The sequence below is a fragment of the Streptomyces sp. NPDC030838 genome (assembly GCF_055572035.1).
The window spans coordinates 537639-558591 of record NZ_JBVIED010000001.1 but is presented as its reverse complement, the minus strand read 5'-3'; the positions used below and the strand labels follow the sequence as shown (position 1 = coordinate 558591).

Annotated in this window: 21 protein-coding genes and 1 riboswitch; of the genes, 8 read left to right on the top strand and 13 right to left on the bottom strand. The window is 72.4% G+C overall.

Annotation, left to right across the window (positions count from 1 at the left end; all coding sequences use genetic code 11):
- Positions 1 to 220: 220 nt before the first annotated feature.
- From ACZ42A_RS02475 to ACZ42A_RS02445, 7 genes are all read right to left on the bottom strand, one after another.
- Positions 221 to 1138, bottom strand: a complete 918-nt coding sequence (locus ACZ42A_RS02475) for an ECF transporter S component (RefSeq protein ID WP_468525267.1) — start codon at positions 1136 to 1138, stop codon at positions 221 to 223.
- The gene (locus ACZ42A_RS02470; RefSeq protein ID WP_468525266.1) at positions 1099 to 2799 is read right to left on the bottom strand and encodes an ABC transporter ATP-binding protein; all 1701 of its coding nucleotides are present in this window, start codon (positions 2797 to 2799) and stop codon (positions 1099 to 1101) included. The genes ACZ42A_RS02475 and ACZ42A_RS02470 overlap by 40 nt, the downstream gene beginning before the upstream one ends.
- Positions 2796 to 3908, bottom strand: coding sequence for an energy-coupling factor transporter transmembrane component T (locus ACZ42A_RS02465; RefSeq protein WP_468525265.1), 1113 nt, complete (start codon positions 3906 to 3908; stop codon positions 2796 to 2798). Before ACZ42A_RS02465 ends, ACZ42A_RS02470 begins: the two co-directional genes overlap by 4 nt.
- On the bottom strand, positions 3901 to 4536 hold the full coding sequence (locus ACZ42A_RS02460) for an SCO2322 family protein (protein ID WP_468525264.1): 636 nt from the start codon (positions 4534 to 4536) through the stop codon (positions 3901 to 3903). Before ACZ42A_RS02460 ends, ACZ42A_RS02465 begins: the two co-directional genes overlap by 8 nt.
- Complete coding sequence (locus tag ACZ42A_RS02455) at positions 4533 to 5768, bottom strand: prenyltransferase/squalene oxidase repeat-containing protein (protein WP_468525263.1); 1236 nt, start codon at positions 5766 to 5768, stop codon at positions 4533 to 4535. The genes ACZ42A_RS02460 and ACZ42A_RS02455 overlap by 4 nt, the downstream gene beginning before the upstream one ends.
- Positions 5769 to 5874: 106 nt before the next feature.
- Positions 5875 to 5948: riboswitch (cobalamin riboswitch) on the bottom strand.
- 41 nt (positions 5949 to 5989) lie between these two features.
- A complete protein-coding gene (locus ACZ42A_RS02450; protein ID WP_468525262.1) occupies positions 5990 to 7054 on the bottom strand; it encodes an MBL fold metallo-hydrolase in 1065 nt (354 codons plus the stop codon).
- A gap of 64 nt (positions 7055 to 7118) precedes the next feature.
- On the bottom strand, positions 7119 to 7370 hold the full coding sequence (locus ACZ42A_RS02445) for a hypothetical protein (RefSeq protein ID WP_468525261.1): 252 nt from the start codon (positions 7368 to 7370) through the stop codon (positions 7119 to 7121).
- A gap of 110 nt (positions 7371 to 7480) precedes the next feature.
- Between ACZ42A_RS02445 and ACZ42A_RS02440 the strand changes: the two genes are divergently transcribed.
- Positions 7481 to 8932, top strand: coding sequence for an aldehyde dehydrogenase (locus tag ACZ42A_RS02440; RefSeq protein WP_468525260.1), 1452 nt, complete (start codon positions 7481 to 7483; stop codon positions 8930 to 8932).
- 14 nt (positions 8933 to 8946) lie between these two features.
- Positions 8947 to 9180, top strand: coding sequence for a ferredoxin (locus tag ACZ42A_RS02435; RefSeq protein ID WP_468525259.1), 234 nt, complete (start codon positions 8947 to 8949; stop codon positions 9178 to 9180).
- Between the two features lie 10 nt (positions 9181 to 9190).
- Here ACZ42A_RS02435 and ACZ42A_RS02430 read toward each other — a convergent pair whose 3' ends face one another.
- Together ACZ42A_RS02430 and ACZ42A_RS02425 are read right to left on the bottom strand one after the other, a co-directional pair.
- Positions 9191 to 9625, bottom strand: a complete 435-nt coding sequence (locus ACZ42A_RS02430; RefSeq protein WP_468525258.1) for a hypothetical protein — start codon at positions 9623 to 9625, stop codon at positions 9191 to 9193.
- A 5-nt stretch (positions 9626 to 9630) separates the two neighbouring features.
- On the bottom strand, positions 9631 to 10254 hold the full coding sequence (locus ACZ42A_RS02425; protein WP_468525257.1) for a TetR family transcriptional regulator: 624 nt from the start codon (positions 10252 to 10254) through the stop codon (positions 9631 to 9633).
- A 219-nt stretch (positions 10255 to 10473) separates the two neighbouring features.
- Between ACZ42A_RS02425 and ACZ42A_RS02420 the strand changes: the two genes are divergently transcribed.
- From ACZ42A_RS02420 to ACZ42A_RS02410, 3 genes are read left to right on the top strand one after another with little or no spacing between them, the layout of a single operon-like run.
- Complete coding sequence (locus ACZ42A_RS02420) at positions 10474 to 11949, top strand: glycosyltransferase family 4 protein (protein ID WP_468525256.1); 1476 nt, start codon at positions 10474 to 10476, stop codon at positions 11947 to 11949.
- Positions 11943 to 12716 (top strand): class I SAM-dependent methyltransferase, encoded by a 774-nt coding sequence (locus tag ACZ42A_RS02415; protein WP_468525255.1) that lies wholly within the window; start codon positions 11943 to 11945, stop codon positions 12714 to 12716. Before ACZ42A_RS02420 ends, ACZ42A_RS02415 begins: the two co-directional genes overlap by 7 nt.
- Entirely contained in the window at positions 12713 to 13789 is a 1077-nt protein-coding gene (locus ACZ42A_RS02410) for a prenyltransferase/squalene oxidase repeat-containing protein (RefSeq protein ID WP_468525254.1), read from the top strand. The genes ACZ42A_RS02415 and ACZ42A_RS02410 overlap by 4 nt, the downstream gene beginning before the upstream one ends.
- Positions 13790 to 13802: 13 nt before the next feature.
- On the opposite strand, the gene ACZ42A_RS02405 is transcribed toward ACZ42A_RS02410, so the two are convergent.
- Positions 13803 to 14096, bottom strand: a complete 294-nt coding sequence (locus tag ACZ42A_RS02405) for a hypothetical protein (RefSeq protein WP_468525253.1) — start codon at positions 14094 to 14096, stop codon at positions 13803 to 13805.
- Positions 14097 to 14239: 143 nt separating this feature from the next.
- On the opposite strand from ACZ42A_RS02405, the gene ACZ42A_RS02400 reads away from it, so the two are divergent.
- Genes ACZ42A_RS02400 through ACZ42A_RS02390 form a run of 3 tightly spaced genes read left to right on the top strand, consistent with a single transcriptional unit; the run spans position 14240 to position 17878 of the window.
- Positions 14240 to 15529, top strand: coding sequence for a hypothetical protein (locus ACZ42A_RS02400; protein ID WP_468525252.1), 1290 nt, complete (start codon positions 14240 to 14242; stop codon positions 15527 to 15529).
- Positions 15526 to 17118, top strand: a complete 1593-nt coding sequence (locus ACZ42A_RS02395; protein WP_468525251.1) for a substrate-binding domain-containing protein — start codon at positions 15526 to 15528, stop codon at positions 17116 to 17118. The genes ACZ42A_RS02400 and ACZ42A_RS02395 overlap by 4 nt, the downstream gene beginning before the upstream one ends.
- Complete coding sequence (locus tag ACZ42A_RS02390) at positions 17099 to 17878, top strand: hypothetical protein (protein ID WP_468525250.1); 780 nt, start codon at positions 17099 to 17101, stop codon at positions 17876 to 17878. Before ACZ42A_RS02395 ends, ACZ42A_RS02390 begins: the two co-directional genes overlap by 20 nt.
- Here ACZ42A_RS02390 and ACZ42A_RS02385 read toward each other — a convergent pair.
- The 3 genes from ACZ42A_RS02385 to ACZ42A_RS02375 form a co-directional block, all read right to left on the bottom strand.
- Positions 17853 to 18893, bottom strand: a complete 1041-nt coding sequence (locus tag ACZ42A_RS02385; protein WP_468525249.1) for an LLM class F420-dependent oxidoreductase — start codon at positions 18891 to 18893, stop codon at positions 17853 to 17855. The genes ACZ42A_RS02390 and ACZ42A_RS02385 overlap by 26 nt on opposite strands.
- Before the next feature lie 100 nt (positions 18894 to 18993).
- Positions 18994 to 19833 (bottom strand): DUF5336 domain-containing protein, encoded by an 840-nt coding sequence (locus tag ACZ42A_RS02380; protein WP_468525248.1) that lies wholly within the window; start codon positions 19831 to 19833, stop codon positions 18994 to 18996.
- Between the two features lie 157 nt (positions 19834 to 19990).
- Complete coding sequence (locus ACZ42A_RS02375; protein ID WP_468525247.1) at positions 19991 to 20944, bottom strand: N-acetylmuramoyl-L-alanine amidase; 954 nt, start codon at positions 20942 to 20944, stop codon at positions 19991 to 19993.
- Between the last annotated feature and the right edge of the window lie 9 nt (positions 20945 to 20953).

Here is a 20953-nt window from a genome sequence, read left to right as displayed (position 1 = left end):
GCCACGCGATGCGAGGCGGGGGGACATGCGTCGGCGCCGAGGCCCGTGGGGCTCGTCGGCGCCGTGCGACGTCATCCAGAGAAGCAGGCCGGAAGGGGGTCCGCAATGACCCCCTTTACTAGTTGTCGTCGCATACGAGTCGAAGGTCTTTTGTGTGACGCGGCTCTCAATCCCCAGGTCAGGCGGGCAATTGGCGTGAACATGGCGTCCGATTTGTCTACTATGCCCTGTCGTATGTGATCTGCGTCCTGTGGGGTGCTTCACGCCCTGAGGCCGCTTTCGGCGGCTCGAATGTGACCCCGGTCTCGAAGGCGGCGCGTCGCGTGGCCCGCCGGAGCGCCTTCAGCACGGCCGGACCCACGGCGAAGGTGAGGACGACCGTCACGAGCGCGCGGCCCAGGTCCCAGCCGAGAGAGGTGGCCAGGCAGTAGGCGAGGAAGCGGGCGAAGTTCGCCGCGGTGCCCGCGGCCGGGTCCGGAGCGATCTCCGACTCGTCCCGGGGGAGGAAGGGCCAGCCCTCCGCGTTCATCACCAGGCCGTACGCGAACGCGGCCAGGAAGCCGTAGCCGGCGAGCAGCAGCAGTTCGGCGCGACCGCGCAGCCGGTGCGGGCCCGGCAGCAGCCCGGCCCCCATCGTGAACCAGCCCATCGACAGCATCTGGAACGGCATCCACGGCCCCACACCCCCGGTGAGCAGCGCGGAAGCGAACATGCTCAGCGAACCCAGGGCGAAGCCGAAGCCGGGGCCGAGGACCCGGCCGCTCAGCACCATCAGGAAGAACATCGGCTCGATACCGGCCGTGCCGGCGCCGATCGGCCGCAGCGCGGCACCCGCCGCGGCCAGCACCCCCAGCATCGCCACCGCCTTCGCGCCCAGCCCGGACTCCGCGATCGCGGCTCCCACGACCGCGACCAGCAGGACCAGCAGGCCCGCGAAGAGCCACGGGGCGTCCTGGCCGTGCGCCGCCACCGCCGCGGTGGGCGGGGAGAAGAACGGCCACAGCAGCGCCGCCGCGCCGACCGCGCTGGTCAGGGCGAGGGTGATGATCGAGCGCGGGCCGAGACGGACCGGCCGGGCCTGGCGGGCCTGGGAGGGGGTCACCGCAGCGCCTCCCGCACCCGGCTCACCGTGAGCCATCGCTGCGGCGCCAGGATCTTCGTCACCTGCGGCGCGAAGGAAGGAGAGGAGACCACCACGTCGGCCGTCGGTCCGTCGGCGATCACCTCGCCCTCCGCCAGCAGCACCACCCGGTGGGCGATCTCGGCGGCCAGCTCCACGTCATGGGTGGCCAGTAGGATCGCGTGCCCCTCCGCCGCCAGCTGTCGCAACTGCGTGACCAGGCGGGACTTCGCCGCGTAGTCCAGACCCCGGGTCGGCTCGTCCAGCAGGAGCAGCGGCGGGCGGGCGGCCAGCACCACCGCCAGGGCGAGCGTCAGGCGCTGGCCCTCGGAGAGATCGCGCGGGTGGGTGTCGTCGGTGATGCCCGGCAGCAGCTCGGAGACCAGGGCCCGGCAGGTGCCGGGCGCGGCACCCGCGTCCTCGTCGGCCGCCGCACACTCGGCGGCGACCGTGTCGGCGTACAGGAGGTCCCGGGGTTCCTGCGGGACCAGGCCCACGCGGCGGACGAGGTCGCGGGGCGAGGTGCGGTGCGGCACCGCGCCGCCGACGCGGACCGAGCCGGAGGCCGGTTCGACCAGCCCGACCAGGGAGGAGAGCAGAGTGGACTTCCCGGCGCCGTTGCGGCCCATCAGGGCGATGGTCTCGCCCGGGGAGACGGTGAGATCGACGTGCCGCAGCGCGGGGATCCGGCCGCGGCGGACGGCGAGGGAGCGGACCTCGGCGGCATACGGGGAGGCGGGGGCGTCGGCGGGCGCCGGCCTGCGGAACCAGCGGCGGGGCCTGGGCGGCGCGACGTCCGGGGCGGTGGACGCGGCGGGTGCGGGCGTGATGTCCTCCCCCTGCCGGCGATCCGGGCGTTCCGTGCGTTCCAGGCGTTCGCGCAGGTCCGCCGCGCGGCGGCGGGCGTCGCGGACCGTCAGGGGCAGCGGGGACCAGCCCGCCAGCCGGCCCAGCTCCACCACCGGCGGGCACACCGGCGACACGGCCATCATCTCGGCCGGGGCGCCGAGCACGGGCGGGGCGCCGGGGGAGGGCAGGAGCAGGACCTGGTCGGCGTACTGGACGACCCGTTCCAGCCGGTGCTCGGCCATCAGCACGGTCGTACCGAGGTCGTGGACGAGCCGCTGGAGCACGGCGAGGACTTCCTCGGCGGCGGCGGGGTCCAGGGCGGAGGTCGGCTCGTCGAGAACGAGCACGCTCGGGTGCGGAGTGAGCACCGAGCCGATGGCGACCCGCTGCTGCTGCCCGCCGGAGAGGGTGGCGATCGGCCGGTCCCGCAGCGCGGCGAGCCCCAGGAGGTCCAGCGTCTCCTCGACGCGGCGGCGCATCACATCCGGGGCGAGGCCCAGCGACTCCATGCCGTAGGCGAGTTCGTCCTCGACGGTGTCGGTGACGAAGTGGGACAGCGGGTCCTGGCCGACCGTGCCGACCACGTCCGCGAGTTCGCGCGGCTTGTGGGTGCGGGTGTCACGGCCGGCGACCGTGACCCGGCCGCGCAGGGTGCCGCCGGTGAAGTGCGGGACCAGGCCGCTGACGGCGTTGAGGATCGTCGACTTGCCGACGCCGGACGGCCCGACGAGGAGGACCAGTTCGCCCTCGGGGACCTCGAAGTCCACGCCCTGGACGGTCGGTTCGGCGGCTCCGTCGTAGATCACGGAGACGTCCTCGAAGCGGATCACGACGGCTCCTTAGGATTCTGCGTCGGATTCTCTGGTGGAGGGGTGACGAACGCGGGGAGCAACCCGAGGAGTACGCCCACCGCGGGCCACGCGGGGAGGGTGGGGGCGGTCAGCGGGATGACGCCCGGGTTCAGGGCCGCGGGGTCGGCGGAGGCGGCCAGGGCGAGGGACACGGCGACCGCGACACCGGAACCGGAGACCAGCCAGGCGCGCGGGCCCCACGGGTCCGGGCGGTAACGGGTGCGCAGCGAGCGGCGACCGCCCAGCCACAGCCCGGCGAGCGCGGCCCCGACCCCCGCGAGCAGCACCGGCACGCCGTACGTGCCGCCCTCCGCGGTGAGCAGGCCGTACGTCCCGGCACAGACGCCGAGCAGCCCGGTGAGGGTGAGAGCGGCGGTCGTACGGCGGACGGCGGGCGGGACCTTGGCCGTACGGCCGTAGCCCCGCGCGTCCATCGCCGCGGCGAGCGCGACAGAACGCTCCAGCGCGCCCTCCAGGACCGGCAGGCCCACCTGGAGCAGACCCCGGATCCCCTTGTCCGGGCGCCCGCGCAACCGGCGGGCGGCGCGCAGCCGCTGGACGTCCGCGATCAGACTCGGCGCGAAGGTGAGGGCGACGACCACCGCGACACCCATCTCGTACAGCGCCCCCGGCAGCGACTTCAGCAGCCGGGACGGGCTCGCCAGGGCGTTCGCGGCGCCCACGCAGATCAGCAGCGCGGCCAGCTTCAGACCGCCGTACACCGCCCTGACCACCTCTTCGGCGGTCACCTCGCCGCCCAGGCGGATGCCCTGCGCCCAGGCGGGGAGGGGGACTTCGGGGAGGGTGAGGAGGGTGTGCGTGCCGGGGATCGGGGAGCCGAACAGGAGGGTGAAGACCAGGCGGATCAGCAGGACGGCGAGGGCCAGCTTGAGGAACGCGCCGTAGGAACGGGCCCACGGGGCGTTCGGGCGGCGGGCCGCGACGACGTACGCCGAGACCGCGATCAGCAGGCCGAGGAGGAGGGGGTTGGTGGTGCGGGTGGCGGCTATGCCGAGGGAGAGGGACCAGAGCCACCAGGCGCCGGGGTGGAGCGACGCCGAGCGGCTGCCCGGGCGCGCGTCAGCCATTCCTGCGTCGCCGAGCCTGCCAGACCGCCGCCGCGCCCAGGGCCGCCACCGCTGCCGCGCCCGCGAGGAGGCCGAGGGACGGCCCGCCGTCGGAAGAGTCCTCCTTGGCAGTGTCCTTCTTGCCTTCGTTGCTCACCTGCTCCCCGCACCCCTTCTTCGGATAGCCGGAGATCGCGCAGAGGAGCGCGTTGGTGTCGTAGCGCAGGGGCTTGGCGACGGCGGCCAGTGCCTCCGCGGTCGTCGCGTCGGGGGCGACGCTCGCGCAGACGGTCCGGCGGGCGGGCGGCGTCTCATCCGAGGGCGCGTCCGACGCCGTACCGAAGTCGAGGACGAGCGCGACCCGCTTCCTGCCGTCCTGGGCGGGCGTCCGGGCGCAGATGACGTCGAAGTCCGCCGTGCCACGCGGCTGGGCGGCGTCCTGGGAGTCCCGGCTGACGGCGAACCGGAAGCCCTGCACGTCCCCGTCGGACGGGCGGGCGGTGGCCGGGCCCTGTGTGGCGTAGACCCAGCGGTCGCCGTCGCGGTCCCAGAAGGACCAGTAGCGGTAGCCGGCGGCCTGCGCGAGGCCGGTGTTCAGCAGCAGGAACAGCACGGCCACGAGCAGCGCGGCGGCACGGCGGAGCCTCACGCCTGCCGCCCCTTCTTCTTCCGGCCGCTGATCAGGAAGCCGACGCCGATACCGGCGACGAACAGGGCACCGACGGTCCACCAGACGGTGTCGCCGTCGTCGTCCTTGTCGGCGACCCGCTTGCCGGTGTCGGTGATGCCCTCGGCGGGAACCGGGGCCGGGCCGGTCGCGTTGAGCTGCCGGACGAGGTCGTTGCCGCCGAAGTCGCGGGGGTCGGTGCCCGTGGCGAGGGCGGCGAAGACAAGCTGGGCGTAGGCGGCGGGGCCGCTCTGCTTCGCCCAGTCGGCGGAGTTCTGCTCCAGCCACTTCAGCGGCTTCGCGGCCCGCTCGGCACCGCCCTGCGCGGCGAGGGCGACGACCGCGTCGGCGGTGTTGCCGTAGTCGGGCTGGTCCTCGGCGCCGGGGAGGGCGGAGACGAGGTGGCCGTCCTCGGCGACGGCGGCGGCGAGGTAGGCGGCGCCGTTGGCGGCGGCCTGCTCGGGCGTCTTGGGCTCGGCGCACTCGGGCGCGCCGGCCTCCTTGCCCGCCTTGGCGTCGAGCCCCTTGCCGAGCGCGCCCAGCACACCGGCGGCGGTGGCGTCCGCGTTGGCGGCGAGCTTGCCCTTCTTGTCCGGCTGGTAGGCGAAGGCGCCGCCGCCGTCCTCGTCGCAGGGGAGGGCGAGGGCGAGCAGGGCGTCGTAGGGCGACTTGCCGCTCCGGGTGACGGCGTCGGGCTTCTCGCCGACGGCGGTGAGGGCGCCGATGACGACGGAGGTGGAGTTGGCGTCGCTGGGGGAGCCGGGGTTGTAACCCCAGCCGCCGTCCTTGTTCTGCACGGACTTCAGCCAGTCGACGGCCTTGCCGGTCGCGGCGTCGTGGTGGCTGAGCGCGGCGAGCGCCTGGACGGCGGCGGAGGTGGCGTTGGTGTCCAGCATGGTCTTGGCGTCGCAGGCCTTGGCGGTGTCCGCGCGGAAGGAGGCGAACGCGCCGTTGGCGCACTGCTGGCCGGTGAGCCAGTCCACGGCCTTGCCGGCGGGCCGTACGCCGACCGCGTCCTGGGCGAGCAGGGCGAGGGACTGGCGCCAGACGCCGTCGTAGGCCGGGTCGGTCGTGCCGTACAGGCCGGACGGAATCGCCACGGACGGGGACGGCTCGGCGGACGGGGACGAGTCGGCGGCGTGGGCGACCGGAGCCGCGACGGCGCCGATCACTGCGGCGGCGGCCAGGGCCGCGGCACTGCGGCGGACGTTCATGATCGGCGGATGCCCTCTCCTGCGGGGAGCCGGGCAGCACGGGAGGACCCCGGGCGGCTCGGCTCCGTAGACCTCGACGGTGCGTGAGCCGTTTCACGTCCGCACAGGGCGATCCGGCTTGCCGTCTTCCGACGACGGCTCACGGTTGCGGGTCAGCGCCGGATTTGCACCGGCTTCCCCCCGTACGGGTGTGATGACGACGCGGCCACTTTACCGGCCGGTCAGGAGGGCTGGGCGGAGTGGTCGGCGACGGCCGCCACGTACGCCACGGGCTCGGTCCCGGGGACCGCCTCGGCCCGCCCCAGCTTCACCAGGCGCCGCAGATGGGCTTCCGCCTCGGAGACGGCGATGTTCCGGGAGCCGTAGGGGATTTCGTCCCAGGGGCGGTTCCAGTCCATGCGCTCGGCGAGCTGCCAGGGGGTGAGGGGGGTGGTGAGGAGGGCGAGGAGGCCGGTGAGGCGCGCTTCGTGGTGGTCGAGGAGTTGGCGTACGCGGGCGGGGGCGTCGGTGAAGGCGTACTGGTGGGCCGGGAGGACTTCGGCGGGGGCGAGGCGGGCGACGCGGTGCAGGGAGTCGAGGTAGTCGCCGAGCGGGTCGATGGTCGTGCTGTCGTCGTCCGGGTCCTCGTAGAGGCCGATGTGCGGGGTGATCTCGGGGAGGAGGTGGTCGCCGGAGAAGAGGCGGCCGTGGCCGGGGTGTTCCGCCTTCGCCGGGTGCTCCTCTTCGAGATGCAGGCAGACATGGCCGGGCGTGTGCCCCGGCGTCCAGATGGCGCGGAGGCGGCGGCCGGGGAGGGGCAGGAGTTCGCCGGGGACGATCTCGCGGTCCGGGAGGGCGGGGGAGAGGCCGCCGGGCAGGGCGCGGAGGCGCGGCGAGCGGAGCGGGGCGACGTGGGACTCGGGGGCGCCGGCGGCGGTGAGCTTGGCGGCCATGTACGCGAACCAGTGCTCGGGACGGGCGTCCCGGGTGCGCCGTACGACCGCCGCGTCGGCCGCGTGCATCGCGATCCAGGCGCCGGACGCCTCGCGGACTCTGCCCGACAGGCCGTGGTGATCGGGGTGGTGATGGGTGATGACGACACCGTGGATGTCGGAGACGGCGGTGCCGCAGGCGGCGAGACCGCCGGTGAGGGCGTCCCACGACGCGGGGTCGTCCCATCCGGTGTCGATGAGCACGGGACCGTCGTCGGTATCGACGACGTGGACGAGGGTATGGCCGAGGGGGTTGTCGGGGATGGGGACGCGGAGGGAACGGACGCCGCCGCCGTGGTCGTACACCTGCGTCATGGGATCCCCCCGGATGTCCTGGGCTTCGCCACTATAACTAGAACACGTTTTAGTCCGACAGGCTTCACCAGCAGTCCGGATCCAGCAGGGACGTCCAACCAGAGCAGACCGGCACCATCGGCATTTCCACGGGTTTGGCCTGCCTGATGCGTTCCGGGGTCCAGAAGCCGGGGGGTGCCGGGGGTGCCGTGTGGACCGACACCCCGTTGCTGCGGGCGACTTCGTCCCATGTCGTCGCCATCCAGACGGCACCGCTGACCGCCACCGTCATCGCCGTGCCGAAGATCGCCCAACTGCGGGCGCGGGTCTGCGTCATGGGTGGTGATGGTAGAGGTCGTGGACTCCTCCGAGTGGAACTGGTATCAGTTCCCGTATCGCTGAATCTGATGGAGCGTCAGTAGGCAGGCTCCGGGGAGGCGGACGGCCATGACCGAGCTCGTGGAACACCGGCAACTGTTCATCGGCGGGGAGTGGACGGACCCCCTGGGCAAGGACGTCATCGAAGTGATCTCCCCGCACACCGAGGAGGTCATCGGCCGCGTCCCGCACGCGTCGACGGCGGATGTGGACCGCGCGGTGGCGGTGGCGCGGCGGGCCTTCGACGAGGGGCCGTGGCCGCGCCTGACCCTGGAGGAACGGATCGAGGTCGTCGGCCGCATCAAGGACGGCATCGCGGCCCGGCACGAGGAGATCGCCCGCGTGATCTCGGCGGAGAACGGCTCGCCGTACTCCTGGAGCGTCCTCGCGCAGGCGCTCGGCGCGATGATGGTGTGGGACGCGGCGATCAGGGTCGCCCGCGACTTCACGTACGAAGAGCGGCGTGACGGGGTGCTGGGGAAGATCCTCGTGCGCCGGGAGCCGGTCGGGGTCGTGGCGGCGGTCGTCCCCTGGAACGTCCCGCAGTTCGTCGCGGCCGCCAAGCTGGCGCCCGCGCTGCTGACGGGCTGCACGGTGGTGCTGAAGCCCTCGCCGGAATCCCCCCTGGACGCGTACGTGTTGGCCGAGATCGCCCGGGAGGCGGGCCTGCCGGAGGGCGTGCTGTCGATCCTGCCGGCGGACCGGGAGGTGAGCGAGTACCTGGTCGGCCACCTCGGTATCGACAAGGTGTCCTTCACCGGCTCCGTGGCGGCCGGGAAGCGCGTGATGGAAGTGGCCGCGCGGAACCTGACCCGGGTGACGCTGGAGCTGGGCGGCAAGTCGGCGGCGGTGGTCCTGCCGGACGCGGACGTCTCGGCGGCCGTCGCCGGAATCGTCCCGGCGGCCTGGATGAACAACGGCCAGGCCTGCGTGGCCCAGACCCGCATCCTCCTGCCCCGCTCGCGCTATGCGGAGTTCGCGGACGCCTTCGCCGCGGCGGCGAGCGCCCTGATGGTCGGCGACCCGCTGGACCCGGCGACGCAGGTGGGCCCGCTGGTGGCGGAGCGGCAGCAGCGCAGGAACCTGGACTACATCCGCATCGGCCAGGAGGAGGGCGCGAAGATCCTCACGGGTGGCGGACGCCCGCCGGGCCTGGAGCGAGGCTGGTACGTAGAGCCCACCTTGTTCGGCGACGTCGACAACTCCATGCGCATCGCCCGAGAGGAGATCTTCGGCCCGGTGATCTGCCTGCTGCCGTACGGCGACGAGGCGGAGGCGGTGAAGATCGCGAACGACTCGGACTATGGGCTGAGCGGCAGTGTCTGGACGGCGGACGTGGACCGGGGCATCGAGGTGGCGCGCCAGGTCCGCACCGGCACGTACTCCGTCAACACCTTCAGCCTGGACATGCTGGGCCCGTTCGGTGGCTACAAGAACTCTGGCCTGGGACGGGAGTTCGGCCCGGAGGGCTACGGCGAGTACCTGGAACACAAGATGATCCACCTCCCGGCGGGAGCGTGAGGGGGAAGACGACGATGGGCGACCGCTGGCACATCGAGGTCGACCGCTCCCTGTGCATCGGCTCGGCGCAATGCCTCCACCACGCGCGCGAGGCCTTCCACCTGGACACCGGCCGCCAGTCCCGCCCCGTCGCGACGGAGACGGACGCGGACGAGCGGATTCTGACGGCGGCGGAGAACTGTCCGGTGGAGGCGATCACGTTGACGTTGCTGGGGAGTGGGGAGGTGGTGTTTCCGCCGGAGGAGTAACAGTTGCCGCTCAGGAGAACCGGTGCAGGACCACCCAGTAGTCGTCCTCCTCCTCCGAGGTGGCGCAGAGGCGGCGGCCATCGAGCGAAACGGCGATGAACTCGGGGGAGCCCGTCACCTGGGCGATGCGTGAGGGCAGGTTGTCGGCCACGGTGTCTCTGACCCTCACCCAGCCGACCTCACTGCCCTTCGGCATGGGCGGAAGGATGAGGAACTCGCCCGTGTCGTCGTACAGCGAGACGCTTGATGCATGGAGGTGCCACTGCGTGTCCAGATCGCCGGCGGCTCGTGGTGACGAGATGGGGACGGTGGCGACCGGCACGACCTCGAATCCGCTGACGGCGCGGATGGCGGACAGCACCGTGGGGCCCTTCTGCCCCTCCCTCCGCAGTACTTGAAGGCCGCAGGACTCCAGGACATCCCGCCATGCGGGCTTCCCCTGCACTTTCCTCACCTCTGACTGCCGTCGGTCCCCGTCAGGTCGATCAGCCTGCACACCGTCTCGATGTCTATCTTCACTTGTGCGATCGAGGCGCGGCCCGAGAGCCAGGTGATGAGGGCCGAGTGCCAGGTGTGTTCGATGACGCGGACGGCGGAGAGCTGGGCGGGGGTCGGGTGGTCCTGGCCCATCGCGTCGAGGATGATCGCCGTCGTCTGGCGGGAGACCTGGTCGACCTCGGGGCTGACGCTGCGGTCGGCGAAGGTCAGGGCGCGGACCATCGCGTCGGCGAGGTGGGGTTCGCGCTGCAGTGCGCGGAAGGCGCGCATCAGGGTTTCCGCGACCCGTTCCGCGGGGGTCTCGCCCGCCGGGGGCTTCTTGCGGAGGGTGCCGTGCATGTGTTCCAGCTGGTCCTGCATCGTCGCGACCAGGAGGTGGATCTTGGAGGGGAAGTAGCGGTACAGGGTGCCCAGTGCCACCTGTGAGGACTCCGCCACCTCCCGCATCTGCACCGCGTCGAAACCGCCCCGGCTGGCCAGCTGTGCGCTCGCGCGCAGAATGCGGCGCCGGCGCGCCTCCTGCCGCTCGGTGAGGGGCGAGGCGGGGCGTGCGGTAGCGGCTTCCACCTTCTCCATGGGTCCCGTTCCGTGACAGTCCGTGAGGGAGTGAGATCACACAGCATGACAGGGTTCGCGACCGGTGTGTGCCGTGGCGTGAATCACCTGATCCACTTCTCACAGCGGCGCTACCTGCCGGTAGATTCAGAGCCTCTTGAACGATCAAGTCTGAAACTTGTTCTAGGTTAGCGTCCCGGCATAATCTCGCGGGACAGTGCAGGGAGAAGGGGGCCCAGAGTGACCGCTGAGGCCAGGGAGGCAGGGTCCCCGGAGGACCCCGCAGCCGACGGCTTGCGTCCGCTCCGTATCGCACTCCTCACCTATAAGGGGAACCCGTTCTGCGGCGGTCAGGGCGTCTACGTCCGCCATCTGTCGCGTGAGCTCGCCCGCCTCGGTCACCACGTCGAAGTCATCGGCGCCCAGCCGTACCCCGTCCTCGACGAGGGGTACGACGACCACCTTCGCCTCACCCAGCTGCCCAGCCTGGATCTCTACCGGCAGCCCGACCCCTTCCGCACCCCCAAGCGCGACGAGTACCGGGACTGGATCGACGCCCTCGAGGTCGCCACCATGTGGACCGGCGGATTCCCCGAGCCGCTGACCTTCTCGCTGCGCGCCCGCCGCCATCTGCGCGCCCGGCTCGGCGACTTCGACGTCGTCCACGACAACCAGACCCTGGGGTATGGGTTGTTGGGGGATCTCGGTGCGCCCCTCGTCACCACGATCCATCATCCGATCACCGTCGACCGGCAGCTGGAGCTGGACGCCGCCGACACCTGGCAGCGGCGGTACTCCGTGCGGCGCTGGTACGCGTTCACCCGGATGCAGAAGCGGGTCGCGCGCCGGCTGCCGTCCGTGCTGACCGTCTCCGGCACCTCGCGGCAGGAGATCGTCGACCATCTCGGCGTACGCCGGGACCGGGTCCACGTCGTCCACATCGGCGCCGACACCGAGCTGTTCTCGCCCGACCCGTCGGTGGCCCGGGTGCCCGGGCGGATCGTCACCACCTCCAGCGCGGACGTGCCGCTGAAGGGGCTCGTCTTCCTCGTCGAGGCGCTGGCCAAGGTGCGCACCGAGCAGCCCGACGCCCATCTCGTCGTCGTCGGCAAGCGGCCCGCCGAGGGGCCGGTCGCGCAGGCGATCGAGCGGTACGGCCTCGAAGGCGCCGTCGAGTTCGTCAAGGGCATCTCGGACGCGGAACTCGTCGACCTGGTGCGCTCGGCGCAGGTGGCGTGCGTGCCGTCGCTCTACGAGGGCTTCTCGCTGCCGGCCGCCGAGGCCATGGCCACGGGGACGCCGCTGGTCGCCACCACCGGCGGGGCGATCCCGGAGGTCGCCGGACGCGACGGCGAGACCTGCCTCGCCGTACCGCCGGGCGACGCGGGCGCGCTGGCCGCCGGGCTGAGCCGGCTGCTGGGGGACGAGGAGTTGCGGGCCCGTCTGGGCGCCGCCGGCCGCGAGCGGGTGCTACGGCACTTCACCTGGGCCCGCGCGGCGGAGGGCACCGTGGCCCGGTACCGCGAGGCCATCGCCCGCTCCGCGGCCCCGGACCGACGCCGCTCCGCGGCAGCCGTCGACCGCTTCGCGGCCGCGACACCCGGCCGCTCCGCGGCCCCGAGAGACGGGGCGGCCGCCACCCCCGAGGGTGAGACGTCCACGTCCCCGGACGTTGTCACAGCTGGATCCAACCCCGAAAGCAGGGCCACGTGCTGACCGTCGACTTCTCCCGGTTCCCGCTCGCCCCGGGCGACCGTGTCCTGGACCTCGGCTGCGGCGCCGGCCGGCACGCGTTCGAGTGCTACCGGCGCGGTGCGCAGGTGGTCGCGCTGGACCAGAACGGCGAGGAGATCCGCGAGGTCGCGAAGTGGTTCGCGGCCATGAAGGAGGCCGGCGAGGCCCCCGAGGGCGCGACCGCCACGGCGATGGAGGGCGACGCCCTCGCCCTGCCCTTCCCCGACGAGTCCTTCGACGTCGTGATCATCTCCGAGGTGATGGAGCACATCCCCGACGACAAGGGCGTCCTCGCCGAGATGGTCCGCGTGCTCAAGCCGGGCGGGCGCATCGCGATCACCGTCCCGCGCTACGGCCCGGAGAAGATCTGCTGGGCCCTGTCCGACGCCTACCACGAGGTCGAGGGCGGCCACATCCGCATCTACAAGGCGGACGAACTCATCGGCAAGATCCGCGAGGCCGGGCTCAAGCCGTACGGCACGCACCACGCCCACGCCCTGCACAGCCCCTACTGGTGGCTGAAGTGCGCCTTCGGCGTCGACAACGACAAGGCGCTGCCGGTGCGGGCGTACCACAAGCTGCTGGTCTGGGACATCATGAAGAAGCCCCTCGCCACCCGGGTCGCCGAGCAGGCGCTGAACCCGCTGATCGGCAAGAGCTTCGTGGTGTACGCGACCAAGCCGCACCTGCCCCGGATCACGGAAGCCGGGACCGCCGCCGAGTCCGACACCCGGGCGGCCGCCAAGTGACCACCCCCCGCACGGAACACCTCGTCCTGCCCGGGGTGCTCACCGCCGAGCAGGCCGCCGCGACCGTCCGCGGCATCCTCGCGGTGCAGCGGGAGGACGGGGCGATCCCGTGGTTCCGCGGGCACCACCTCGACCCGTGGGACCACGTCGAGGCCGCGATGGCGCTGGACGCGGCGGGCGAGCACGAGGCCGCCGAGCGGGCGTACCTGTGGCTGGCCCGGCACCAGAACGCGGACGGCTCCTGGTACGCGGCGTACGCCGACGGCGACCCGCACGACATCACCGACCGGGGCCGCGAGACCAACTTCGTCGCCTACATCGCCGTAGGCGTCTGGCACCACTACCTGTCCACCGGCGACGACACCTTCCTCGACCGCATGTGGCCGGTGGTGCACGCCGCCGTGGAGTTCGTGCTGCGGCTCCAGCAGCCCGGCGGGCAGATCGGCTGGAAGCGCGAGGACGACGGCACGGCCACCGCGGACGCGCTGGTCACCGGCAGCTCCTCCATCCACCACGCGCTGCGCTGCGCGCTCGCCATCGCCGAGCAGCGCGAGGAGTCCCAGCCGGACTGGGAGCTGGCTGTCGGCATGCTGCGGCACGCGATACGCCGGCACCCGGAGCGGTTCCTCGACAAGGACCGCTACTCCATGGACTGGTACTACCCGGTGCTGGGCGGCGCCCTGACCGGCGCGGAGGCCAAGGCCCGGATGGAGGAGGGCTGGGACCGGTTCGTGGTGCCCGGCCTCGGCGTGCGGTGCGTGGTGCCGAACCCCTGGGTCACCGGCGGCGAGTCCGCCGAACTCGCCCTCACCCTGTGGGCGACGGGCGAGTCCGACCGGGCGCTGGACATCCTCCAGTCCATCCAGCACCTGCGCGACCCGGAGACCGGCCTGTACTGGACCGGCTACGTCTTCGACGACGACGCCATCTGGCCCCGCGAGCTGACCACCTGGACGGCCGGCTCCCTGCTCCTCGCGGTCGCCGCGCTCGGGGGCCACGAGGCGACCTGCGCGGTCTTCGGGGGCGACCTGCTGCCGTGGGGCCTGGAGGATCCGGAGTGCTGCGAGGCCTGAGCGCGCCCTGGGGTCAGTGCCGGTAGATGCGGTTGGCGATCGCGTGGCCCACGAAGAGGTACACCACCGCCGCGAGACCGTAGCCCGCCACCACCCGCGCCCACGCCTCGTCGAACGTGAACAGATCGTGCGACCAGCCCGCCAGCCAGCGGGCCATCTCGTGGACGAACTGCACGAAGTCGTTGCCGCGGTTGGCGTCCAGCAGGTACATCAGGATCCACAGCCCCAGGATCAGCGCCATGACGTCGGCGACGATCGCGATGACCCGGCCCGCCTGGTTGGCTTCCATGCGATATCGAGGGGACATGACCGCCGGGTAGCCGCCCCGGCCGGCTCGAAACCGGGGCTGTGCGGCCATTTGCCCGCCGTTCTCCTGGAGTTGACCCTTCCGCGGGCCGTCGTTCCGCCGGGTCACCGATGATCCTGCCCCCTTGAGCGGCAGGAGGGCCGTTGTCCGACGACAGAGCACCCACCATCGAGGAACCGCGACTCACCACCCGGCGCACCGGCCGCCGCCGCGTACCCCGGCACGTCCTGGCCGTGCTGCCCTTCGCCGTCGCCGGACTGGTCTCCCTGCTGCTGTCGGGCAACACCCTGCGCCCCCTGGAGCACATCACCACCATCGAGGCCCGGATGGGCTCCAAGTCCGACTACTTCAGAGACCCCGAAGTGCAACGGCTGTTACTCCGGCACGGCATACGCGTCGACATCCACCGCCTCGGCTCCCGTGGCATCGCCACCCAGTCCCTGGACGGCATGGACGTCGTCTTCCCGTCCGGCCAGCCCGCCGCCAAACTCGTCCTCGACCGCCAGAACCGCTCCGTCCGCTCCGCCCGCCCCTTCGTCAGCCCCCTCGTCCTCGGCACCTTCCGCGACTACGCCGAGACCCTGGTCGAGGCGGGCGTCGCCACCCCGCAGCCCGCGAACGGCACCGGCGACACCCTCTACTACGACCTCGACATGGCCCGCTTCACCGGCCTCCTCGACGGCGTCGACGCCCCGGAGAACCCCAAGGACGGCACCGGCCGCACCGCCGACACCTGGAACGGCATCGGCTACGACGAGGTCAGCCGCGACGGCCGCAGCAACAGCGGACGCGTCCTGGTCCGCACCTCCAACGTCTGCGAGTCGAACTCCGCCGGCACCTACCTCAGCATCCTCGCCTTCGTCGCCAACGGAAACCGCACCCCGGGCACCCGGAACGGCGACGACGGCCGGGTCGCGGCCAACTCCGTCCAGCGTCTCGCCGCCGAGATCAAACCCCTCATCGACCTCCAGGGCATGTGGGCCGACGAACAGGCCGACAGCTACTTCTCCGACCTGGGCGAGTCCATCGCCCCGATCTCCCTGATCTACGAGCACCAGTACCTGGCCCACCAGATCGCCCACCACGACCGCGAGGGCCGCCAGGACACCAGTCGCGTCCTGCTCTACCCCACCCCCTACGCCCTCACCGAACCCCAGCTGATCTCCCTCACCGACGACGGCGACCGGCTTGTCCAGGTGATCCAGGAGGACGACGACCTGCGCCGCCGCGCCCTCGAACTCGGCTTCCGCGTCCGCTTCTCCGGCGCGGACGGCACCAGCGACCAGCTCAACGCCTACCTGACCGAACACGGCATCCAGGTACCGAAGGAGAACAGCGACCAGACCAAGGTCTACGAACCCGACCTGGAGATCCTGGAGGACATCATCGACCACGTGGGCGACTGCCCGCCGCCCGTCCAGGACACGCCATGAGGGCCGCCGCAGCCGCCGCCGTACGGGCCGTGCTCGGCCTGGCCCTGCTCGGCGCCGCGCTCACCTCCTGCACCACCGACGACGACCCGGTCACCCTCCGCGTCCTCGCCAGCCCCGAACTCGCCGACGTGGCACCGCTGCTGGCGGACCTGGAGGACGACACCGGCGTCCGGCTGGACATCGACTACCGGGCCAACGCCGACCTCGACGGCCAGCACCCGGCGGACGGCACCACCGCCTACGACCTAGCCTGGCTCGCCTCCGACCGCTCCTTCCTGCTGCGCGTCCAGGATTCCGACGGCCGGATCAGCCGCCCCGAATCCACCGCGATCATGCGCTCCCCGGTCGTCGTCGGCCTTGCCCCCGCCACCGCCGAGGCCCTGCGCGCCGACGCCGACGGCGGCCGGATCTCCTGGGCCGACATCGCGGACGCCGCCGCCGACGGCACCGTACGCTTCGGCATGGCCGACCCGCGGCGCAGCGACACCGGCCGCGCCGCGCTCGTCGGCGTCGCCACCGCCGCCGCGGGCACCGGCAGCGCCCTGCGCGAGCAGGACGTCTCGTGCGACCGGCTGCGCGGCTTCCGCTCCGGCCAGACCCTCACCGCGCCCAGCTCCCGCGACCTCGTCGAGCGCTACCCCGGGCACCAGGACGACACCAACGCGCTCATCGCCCACGAGGCGGAGCTCCTCGCCCTCAACGCCTCCGGCACCCTGCGCGCCCCCCTGGAGATCGTCCACCCCGACGACGGCATGGTCCTCTCCGACTTCCCGCTGCTGCTCCTCGACCCCGGGGAGCGGCGGGCGTACCGGGAGGTCGTCGACTGGCTGCTCGGCGCGGACGTTCAACACCGCCTGATGGAGCGGACGTACCGCCGCCCGGTCAACCAGGACGTGGAGCCGTCCGCCCGCCTGCGCACCCCGGTCGGCAACGCGCTCTCCTTCCCCGACCGCCTGTCCATCGTCGAGCAGCTGATCACCGACTACGGCGATCCCGGCCACCGCACCGCCGACCAGGTCGTCTTCGTCCTCGACTTCTCCACCTCCATGCGCGGCGCCCGCATGGCCGGACTGCGCGCCGCCTTCGCCGGCCTCAGCGGCGCGGACCAGTCGGCGACGGGCAAGTTCGCCCGCTTCTACCGGGGCGAGCGGCTCACGGTGCTCCGGTTCGGCGGCCGGGTGCTGGAGGAGCGCACGGTGACGGTCCGCGGCGACGCCGACCTGCGCGACCTCAACGCGACCGTCGCGAACGGGGGGTACGACGACGCCACCGCCCTCTGGTCCGCCCTCGACCGCGGCTACCGCGTCGCCACCGCCGCGGTACGCGACGAGCCGGACCGACCCGTCGCCATCGTGCTGATGACCGACGGCGAGAACAACGCGGGCATCACCTACGAGGAGTTCCTGCGCCGCCACCGCGCCCTCGGCGCCGAGGCCGAGGCAGTGCCCACCTTCCCCGTCCACCTCGGAGAGGCCGACGCGCACGCCCTGCGGCGGGCCGCCGACGCGACCGGCGGCCGCATGGTCGACGCCGGGCTCTCCTCCCTTTCCGATGCGTTCAAGGAGATCCGTGGGTGTCATCGACAGTGAGTGGTGGGCCCTGTGGTGGCCCTGGCTGGTCGTCTGGGCGGGCACGGCGGCCTGCTGGGCCGTCCTGCTGCGGCACGGCCTGATCCGCCTGGGCTGGCTGCGCAGACGCCGCCGGCAGGGCGGCCGTACGGTCCACGGCATGTGCTTCTTCCTGCACGAGCAGCGGGTGATGGACCTCTACCAGCAGGGCGGCTTCTCCGCCGCGCTGGAACAGGAGGTCGCCGACCGGATCAACGTCACCAGCGGCCTCGGTCTGCGCGCCCGGTTCGGCCTGGGCGGCGGCAAGGCGAGCCGGGACGTCACCAAGGAACGCGTCACCGCCTACATCCAGCAGAGCACCCCGATCACGGTGATACGGCTGCTCATGGACACCATGCGCAAGGAGGACGTGGTCGTCCAGGCCGACCTCACCACCGGCCTGATCGTCCCCAACCGGGCCCTCGCCGACACCCTCCGCGACCGCGGCGACCGCGTCCCGCTCACCTCCGTGGCCGTCGTCTCGGCGTTCGTCTCGGTCACGGGCCGCTTCACCGCGAGCCGCTCCTCGGAGAGCGGCGACATCGTGCTGCGCGCCCCCTATGGCGACGGCCCGCGCCCCGCCCACGTCCGCGTCACCTGCGAGGCGGCGGGCGTCCGGGAGGGCTTCCAGAACGCGGAGTACTTCACCGGCGAGTTCCAGGCCCGCTGCCTCGGCAAGGTGCAGACGTGGAACAGCGAGACGGGCGAGCTGTCCCTCAACCCCGTGGCGATCTTCCTCTGAACGGCTGGGAGTTGAGCTCGGCGAGCGTGCGGAGGGTGAGCGGGTCCGGGGACACGACCAGCAGGTCGGTCACCGGGCCGTCCCGCCACACCTCCAGCCGCCGGGCGATTCTGCGGCGCGGCCCGACGAGCGCGATCTCGTCGGCGAAGGCGTCCGGTACGGCCCGTACGGCCTCCTCCCGCCGCCCGGCGAGGAACAGCTCCTGGACCCGCCGCGCCTCCTTCTCGTACCCCATACGACCCATCAGCTCGGCGTGGAAGTTGCGGGCCGCGTGCCCCATGCCGCCGATGTAGAAGCCGAGCATGGCCTTGACCGGCAGCAGCCCCTCGCCGACGTCGTCGCACACCCGGGCCTGGGCCATGGGCGCGACGAGAAAGCCGTCCCGGGCGCCGGCGAGGGCGTCCGCGTACAGCTCGGCCCGCTCCGGCGACCAGTACAACGGCAGCCAGCCGTCGGCGATCCGCACGGTCTGCGCGATGTTCTTCGGCCCCTCGGCACCGAGCAGGACGGGCAGATCGGTGCGCAGGGGATGGGTGACGGACTTCAGCGCCTTGCCCATGCCGGTCCCGTCGGCCCCCTGGTAGGGCAGGGGGTGGAACCGCCCGTCGAGCCGAACGGGGGCCTCGCGCCTGAGGACTTGCCGTACGACCTCGACGTACTCGCGCGTCGCGGTCAGCGGCGAGGACGGGAACGGCCGCCCGTACCACCCCTCCACCACCTGCGGCCCGGACAGCCCGAGCCCCAGCAGCAGCCGCCCGCCGGAGAGATGGTCGAGGGTGAGGGCGTGCATGGCGGTGGCGGTGGGGGAGCGGGCGGCCATCTGCGCGACGGCGGTGCCGAGCCTGATCCGTGAGGTGTGCGCGGCGATCCAGGTGAGCGGCGTGAACGCGTCGGAGCCCCAGGACTCGGCGGTCCACACCGAGTGATAGCCGAGCCGCTCGGCCTCCCGCGCCAGCGCGAGGTGGTCGGGGGAGGGGCCGCGACCCCAGTAGCCGAGGGCGAGTCCGAGCCGCATACCGCTCACTCCTGACGGTCAGTCAGATACGGGTCTGCGACTGTACGACAACGGCCCCCCGCCCGGAAGGGCGAGGGGCCGTGGCGAACCGTGCGGTGGCTCAGCCGCGCTGAATGCCGCTGGTGTCCTGCAGGACGCCCCGGCGGCCGTCCTGCGTCTGGGCGACCAGGGCGGCGCCGCGCTGCTCGACGGCCAGGTACCAGGTGCCCGGCGCGAGTTCGGCGATCGGGGACGGTGAACCGTCCTCCGAGAACAGCGGACGGGGGACCGGCACCGCGAACCAGAACGGCGAGAAGTCGCTCGCCGGCTGCTGCGGCGCCTGCGCCTGCTGGGGCTGCTGCGGCTGGCCGCCGTAGGACGGCTGCTGCGGACCCGGCTGCGGCTGGCCGCCGAAGGGCTGCTGCTGGGCGCCCGGGTAGCCGTAACCGCCCTGGGGCTGGCCGCCGTAGGGCGGCTGCGGGGCGGCCGGACGCGGGGCGCCGACGAGGGCGGCCTTGAGGGCGGGGACCAGCGGGGTGGCGATCGCGGCGGCGGCCATGAGCAGGGTCGCGATGAGCGCGAGGATCAGGCCGATGCCGGGGCTCGGGGCGCCGTCGTCCGAGCCGCTGCCGATGTTGTCGATGCCGCCGTTCACGTCGAACATGTTGCCGAGCGTGCTCCAGGCGGCGAACACCGTGAAGGCGACGCCGAACTGGGCGAGGTCGAGGCCCGCGATCTTCCGCGGCTGCGGCAGCCCCCGGGAGACGACGACGAGCGCGGCGCCGATCACACCGGCGAGCACGACACCGAGAACGACCGGTCCGCTCCCCCAGAGGTTCGGGAGGTCGTAGTCGTCGGGAACCCCGTCGATCGAGTAGAGATCGAGGAACGACGCGATGAACAGCAATACCGCTGCTCCGATCACCACGCCGTCGCCTCTAGTGAGGGAGCGGATATTCACTTCAGGTCCTTCGTCAGTCGTCTCGTCGTCGGTAGAGGCGTCGCTGTCACCATGTCGCCGTCAGGCCCGGTGTGAAGCGCGGGGGTGGCCCCTCATCGTACGGACGACCCTATCGTCCGCCCGTCGGGGCTGTCCGCCGGGATCAGCGCGCTGATCACTACCCGCGCAGGAAACTCACGATTCCGTCAGAGATCCCTCGCGCCGCCTTCTGCCGCCAGGCGCCACTGGTCAGCAACGCCGCGTCCTTGCTATCGCGCATGTTGCCGCACTCGATGAACACCTTGGGAACCGTTGACAGATTGAGACCGCCGAGGTCCTTACGCGTGACGAGTCCGGTGCCGTCGCCCACGTAGTTGGAGGGCGCACTGCCCGTCGCGCGCACGAAGTTGCCCGCGACGCGCTCACCGAGTTCGCGCGAAGGCCCCACGATGGCACGGGTGTCGGCGGCTCCCGCCCGCACCTCGCCCGGCAGGATCACATGGAACCCACGGTTCCCGGATCCCGACCCGTCGGCGTGGATCGACACCACGGCGTCCGCGTCCGCGTCGTTGCCGATGCGCGCCCGCTCGTCGATACAGGGTCCGTACGGCCGGTCGGCGTCCTGCGTCAGCTTCACCGTCGCGCCCTGCCGCTCCAGCAGCGCGCGCAGCCGGTGTGCGACGTCCAGCGTGAACTGCGCCTCGGTGTACCCGGCGTTGGTGGAGGTCCCGGTGGTGTCGCATTCCTTCCGGCCCGTCCCGATGTCCACCGTCCGATTGATTTCGGTGGTGTGCTGGAAATTGCCGGGATTGTGCCCGGGGTCGATGACGACGACCTTGCCCTTGAGCGGGCCGGAGGGGGACGTGGTCGTGGGCGCGGAGCCCGGCTTCTCGTCGGCGGAGGCGGAGGCGGAGGGGGAGGCAGAGGAGGAGGGAGTGGACGGGGCGGGCGACGACGATGTGGCCGCCGTCCTCGAAGCCTCCGTGCCTTCTCCGCCCGATCCCCCGGCGCCCCGCACCACCAGCCACCCGGCCAGCGCCCCGACCACCAGCGCGCCCCCCACCACGGCGATCAGCCTGCGGCGCGGGCGACGGACGGGGGGAGGATCGAATTCCGGACCTGCGTACGACACGGGGGCCAC

Coding starts and splice junctions, on each gene's coding strand:
- ACZ42A_RS02475 (WP_468525267.1), bottom strand. CDS start 1,138: ATGGCTCACGGTGAGCCGGGTGCGGGAGGCGCTGCGGTGACCCCCTCC.
- ACZ42A_RS02465 (WP_468525265.1), bottom strand. CDS start 3,908: ATGGCTGACGCGCGCCCGGGCAGCCGCTCGGCGTCGCTCCACCCCGGC.
- ACZ42A_RS02455 (WP_468525263.1), bottom strand. CDS start 5,768: ATGAACGTCCGCCGCAGTGCCGCGGCCCTGGCCGCCGCCGCAGTGATC.
- ACZ42A_RS02450 (WP_468525262.1), bottom strand. CDS start 7,054: ATGACGCAGGTGTACGACCACGGCGGCGGCGTCCGTTCCCTCCGCGTC.
- ACZ42A_RS02445 (WP_468525261.1), bottom strand. CDS start 7,370: ATGACGCAGACCCGCGCCCGCAGTTGGGCGATCTTCGGCACGGCGATG.
- ACZ42A_RS02440 (WP_468525260.1), top strand. CDS start 7,481: ATGACCGAGCTCGTGGAACACCGGCAACTGTTCATCGGCGGGGAGTGG.
- ACZ42A_RS02435 (WP_468525259.1), top strand. CDS start 8,947: ATGGGCGACCGCTGGCACATCGAGGTCGACCGCTCCCTGTGCATCGGC.
- ACZ42A_RS02425 (WP_468525257.1), bottom strand. CDS start 10,254: ATGGAGAAGGTGGAAGCCGCTACCGCACGCCCCGCCTCGCCCCTCACC.
- ACZ42A_RS02405 (WP_468525253.1), bottom strand. CDS start 14,096: ATGTCCCCTCGATATCGCATGGAAGCCAACCAGGCGGGCCGGGTCATC.
- ACZ42A_RS02395 (WP_468525251.1), top strand. CDS start 15,526: ATGAGGGCCGCCGCAGCCGCCGCCGTACGGGCCGTGCTCGGCCTGGCC.
- ACZ42A_RS02385 (WP_468525249.1), bottom strand. CDS start 18,893: ATGCGGCTCGGACTCGCCCTCGGCTACTGGGGTCGCGGCCCCTCCCCC.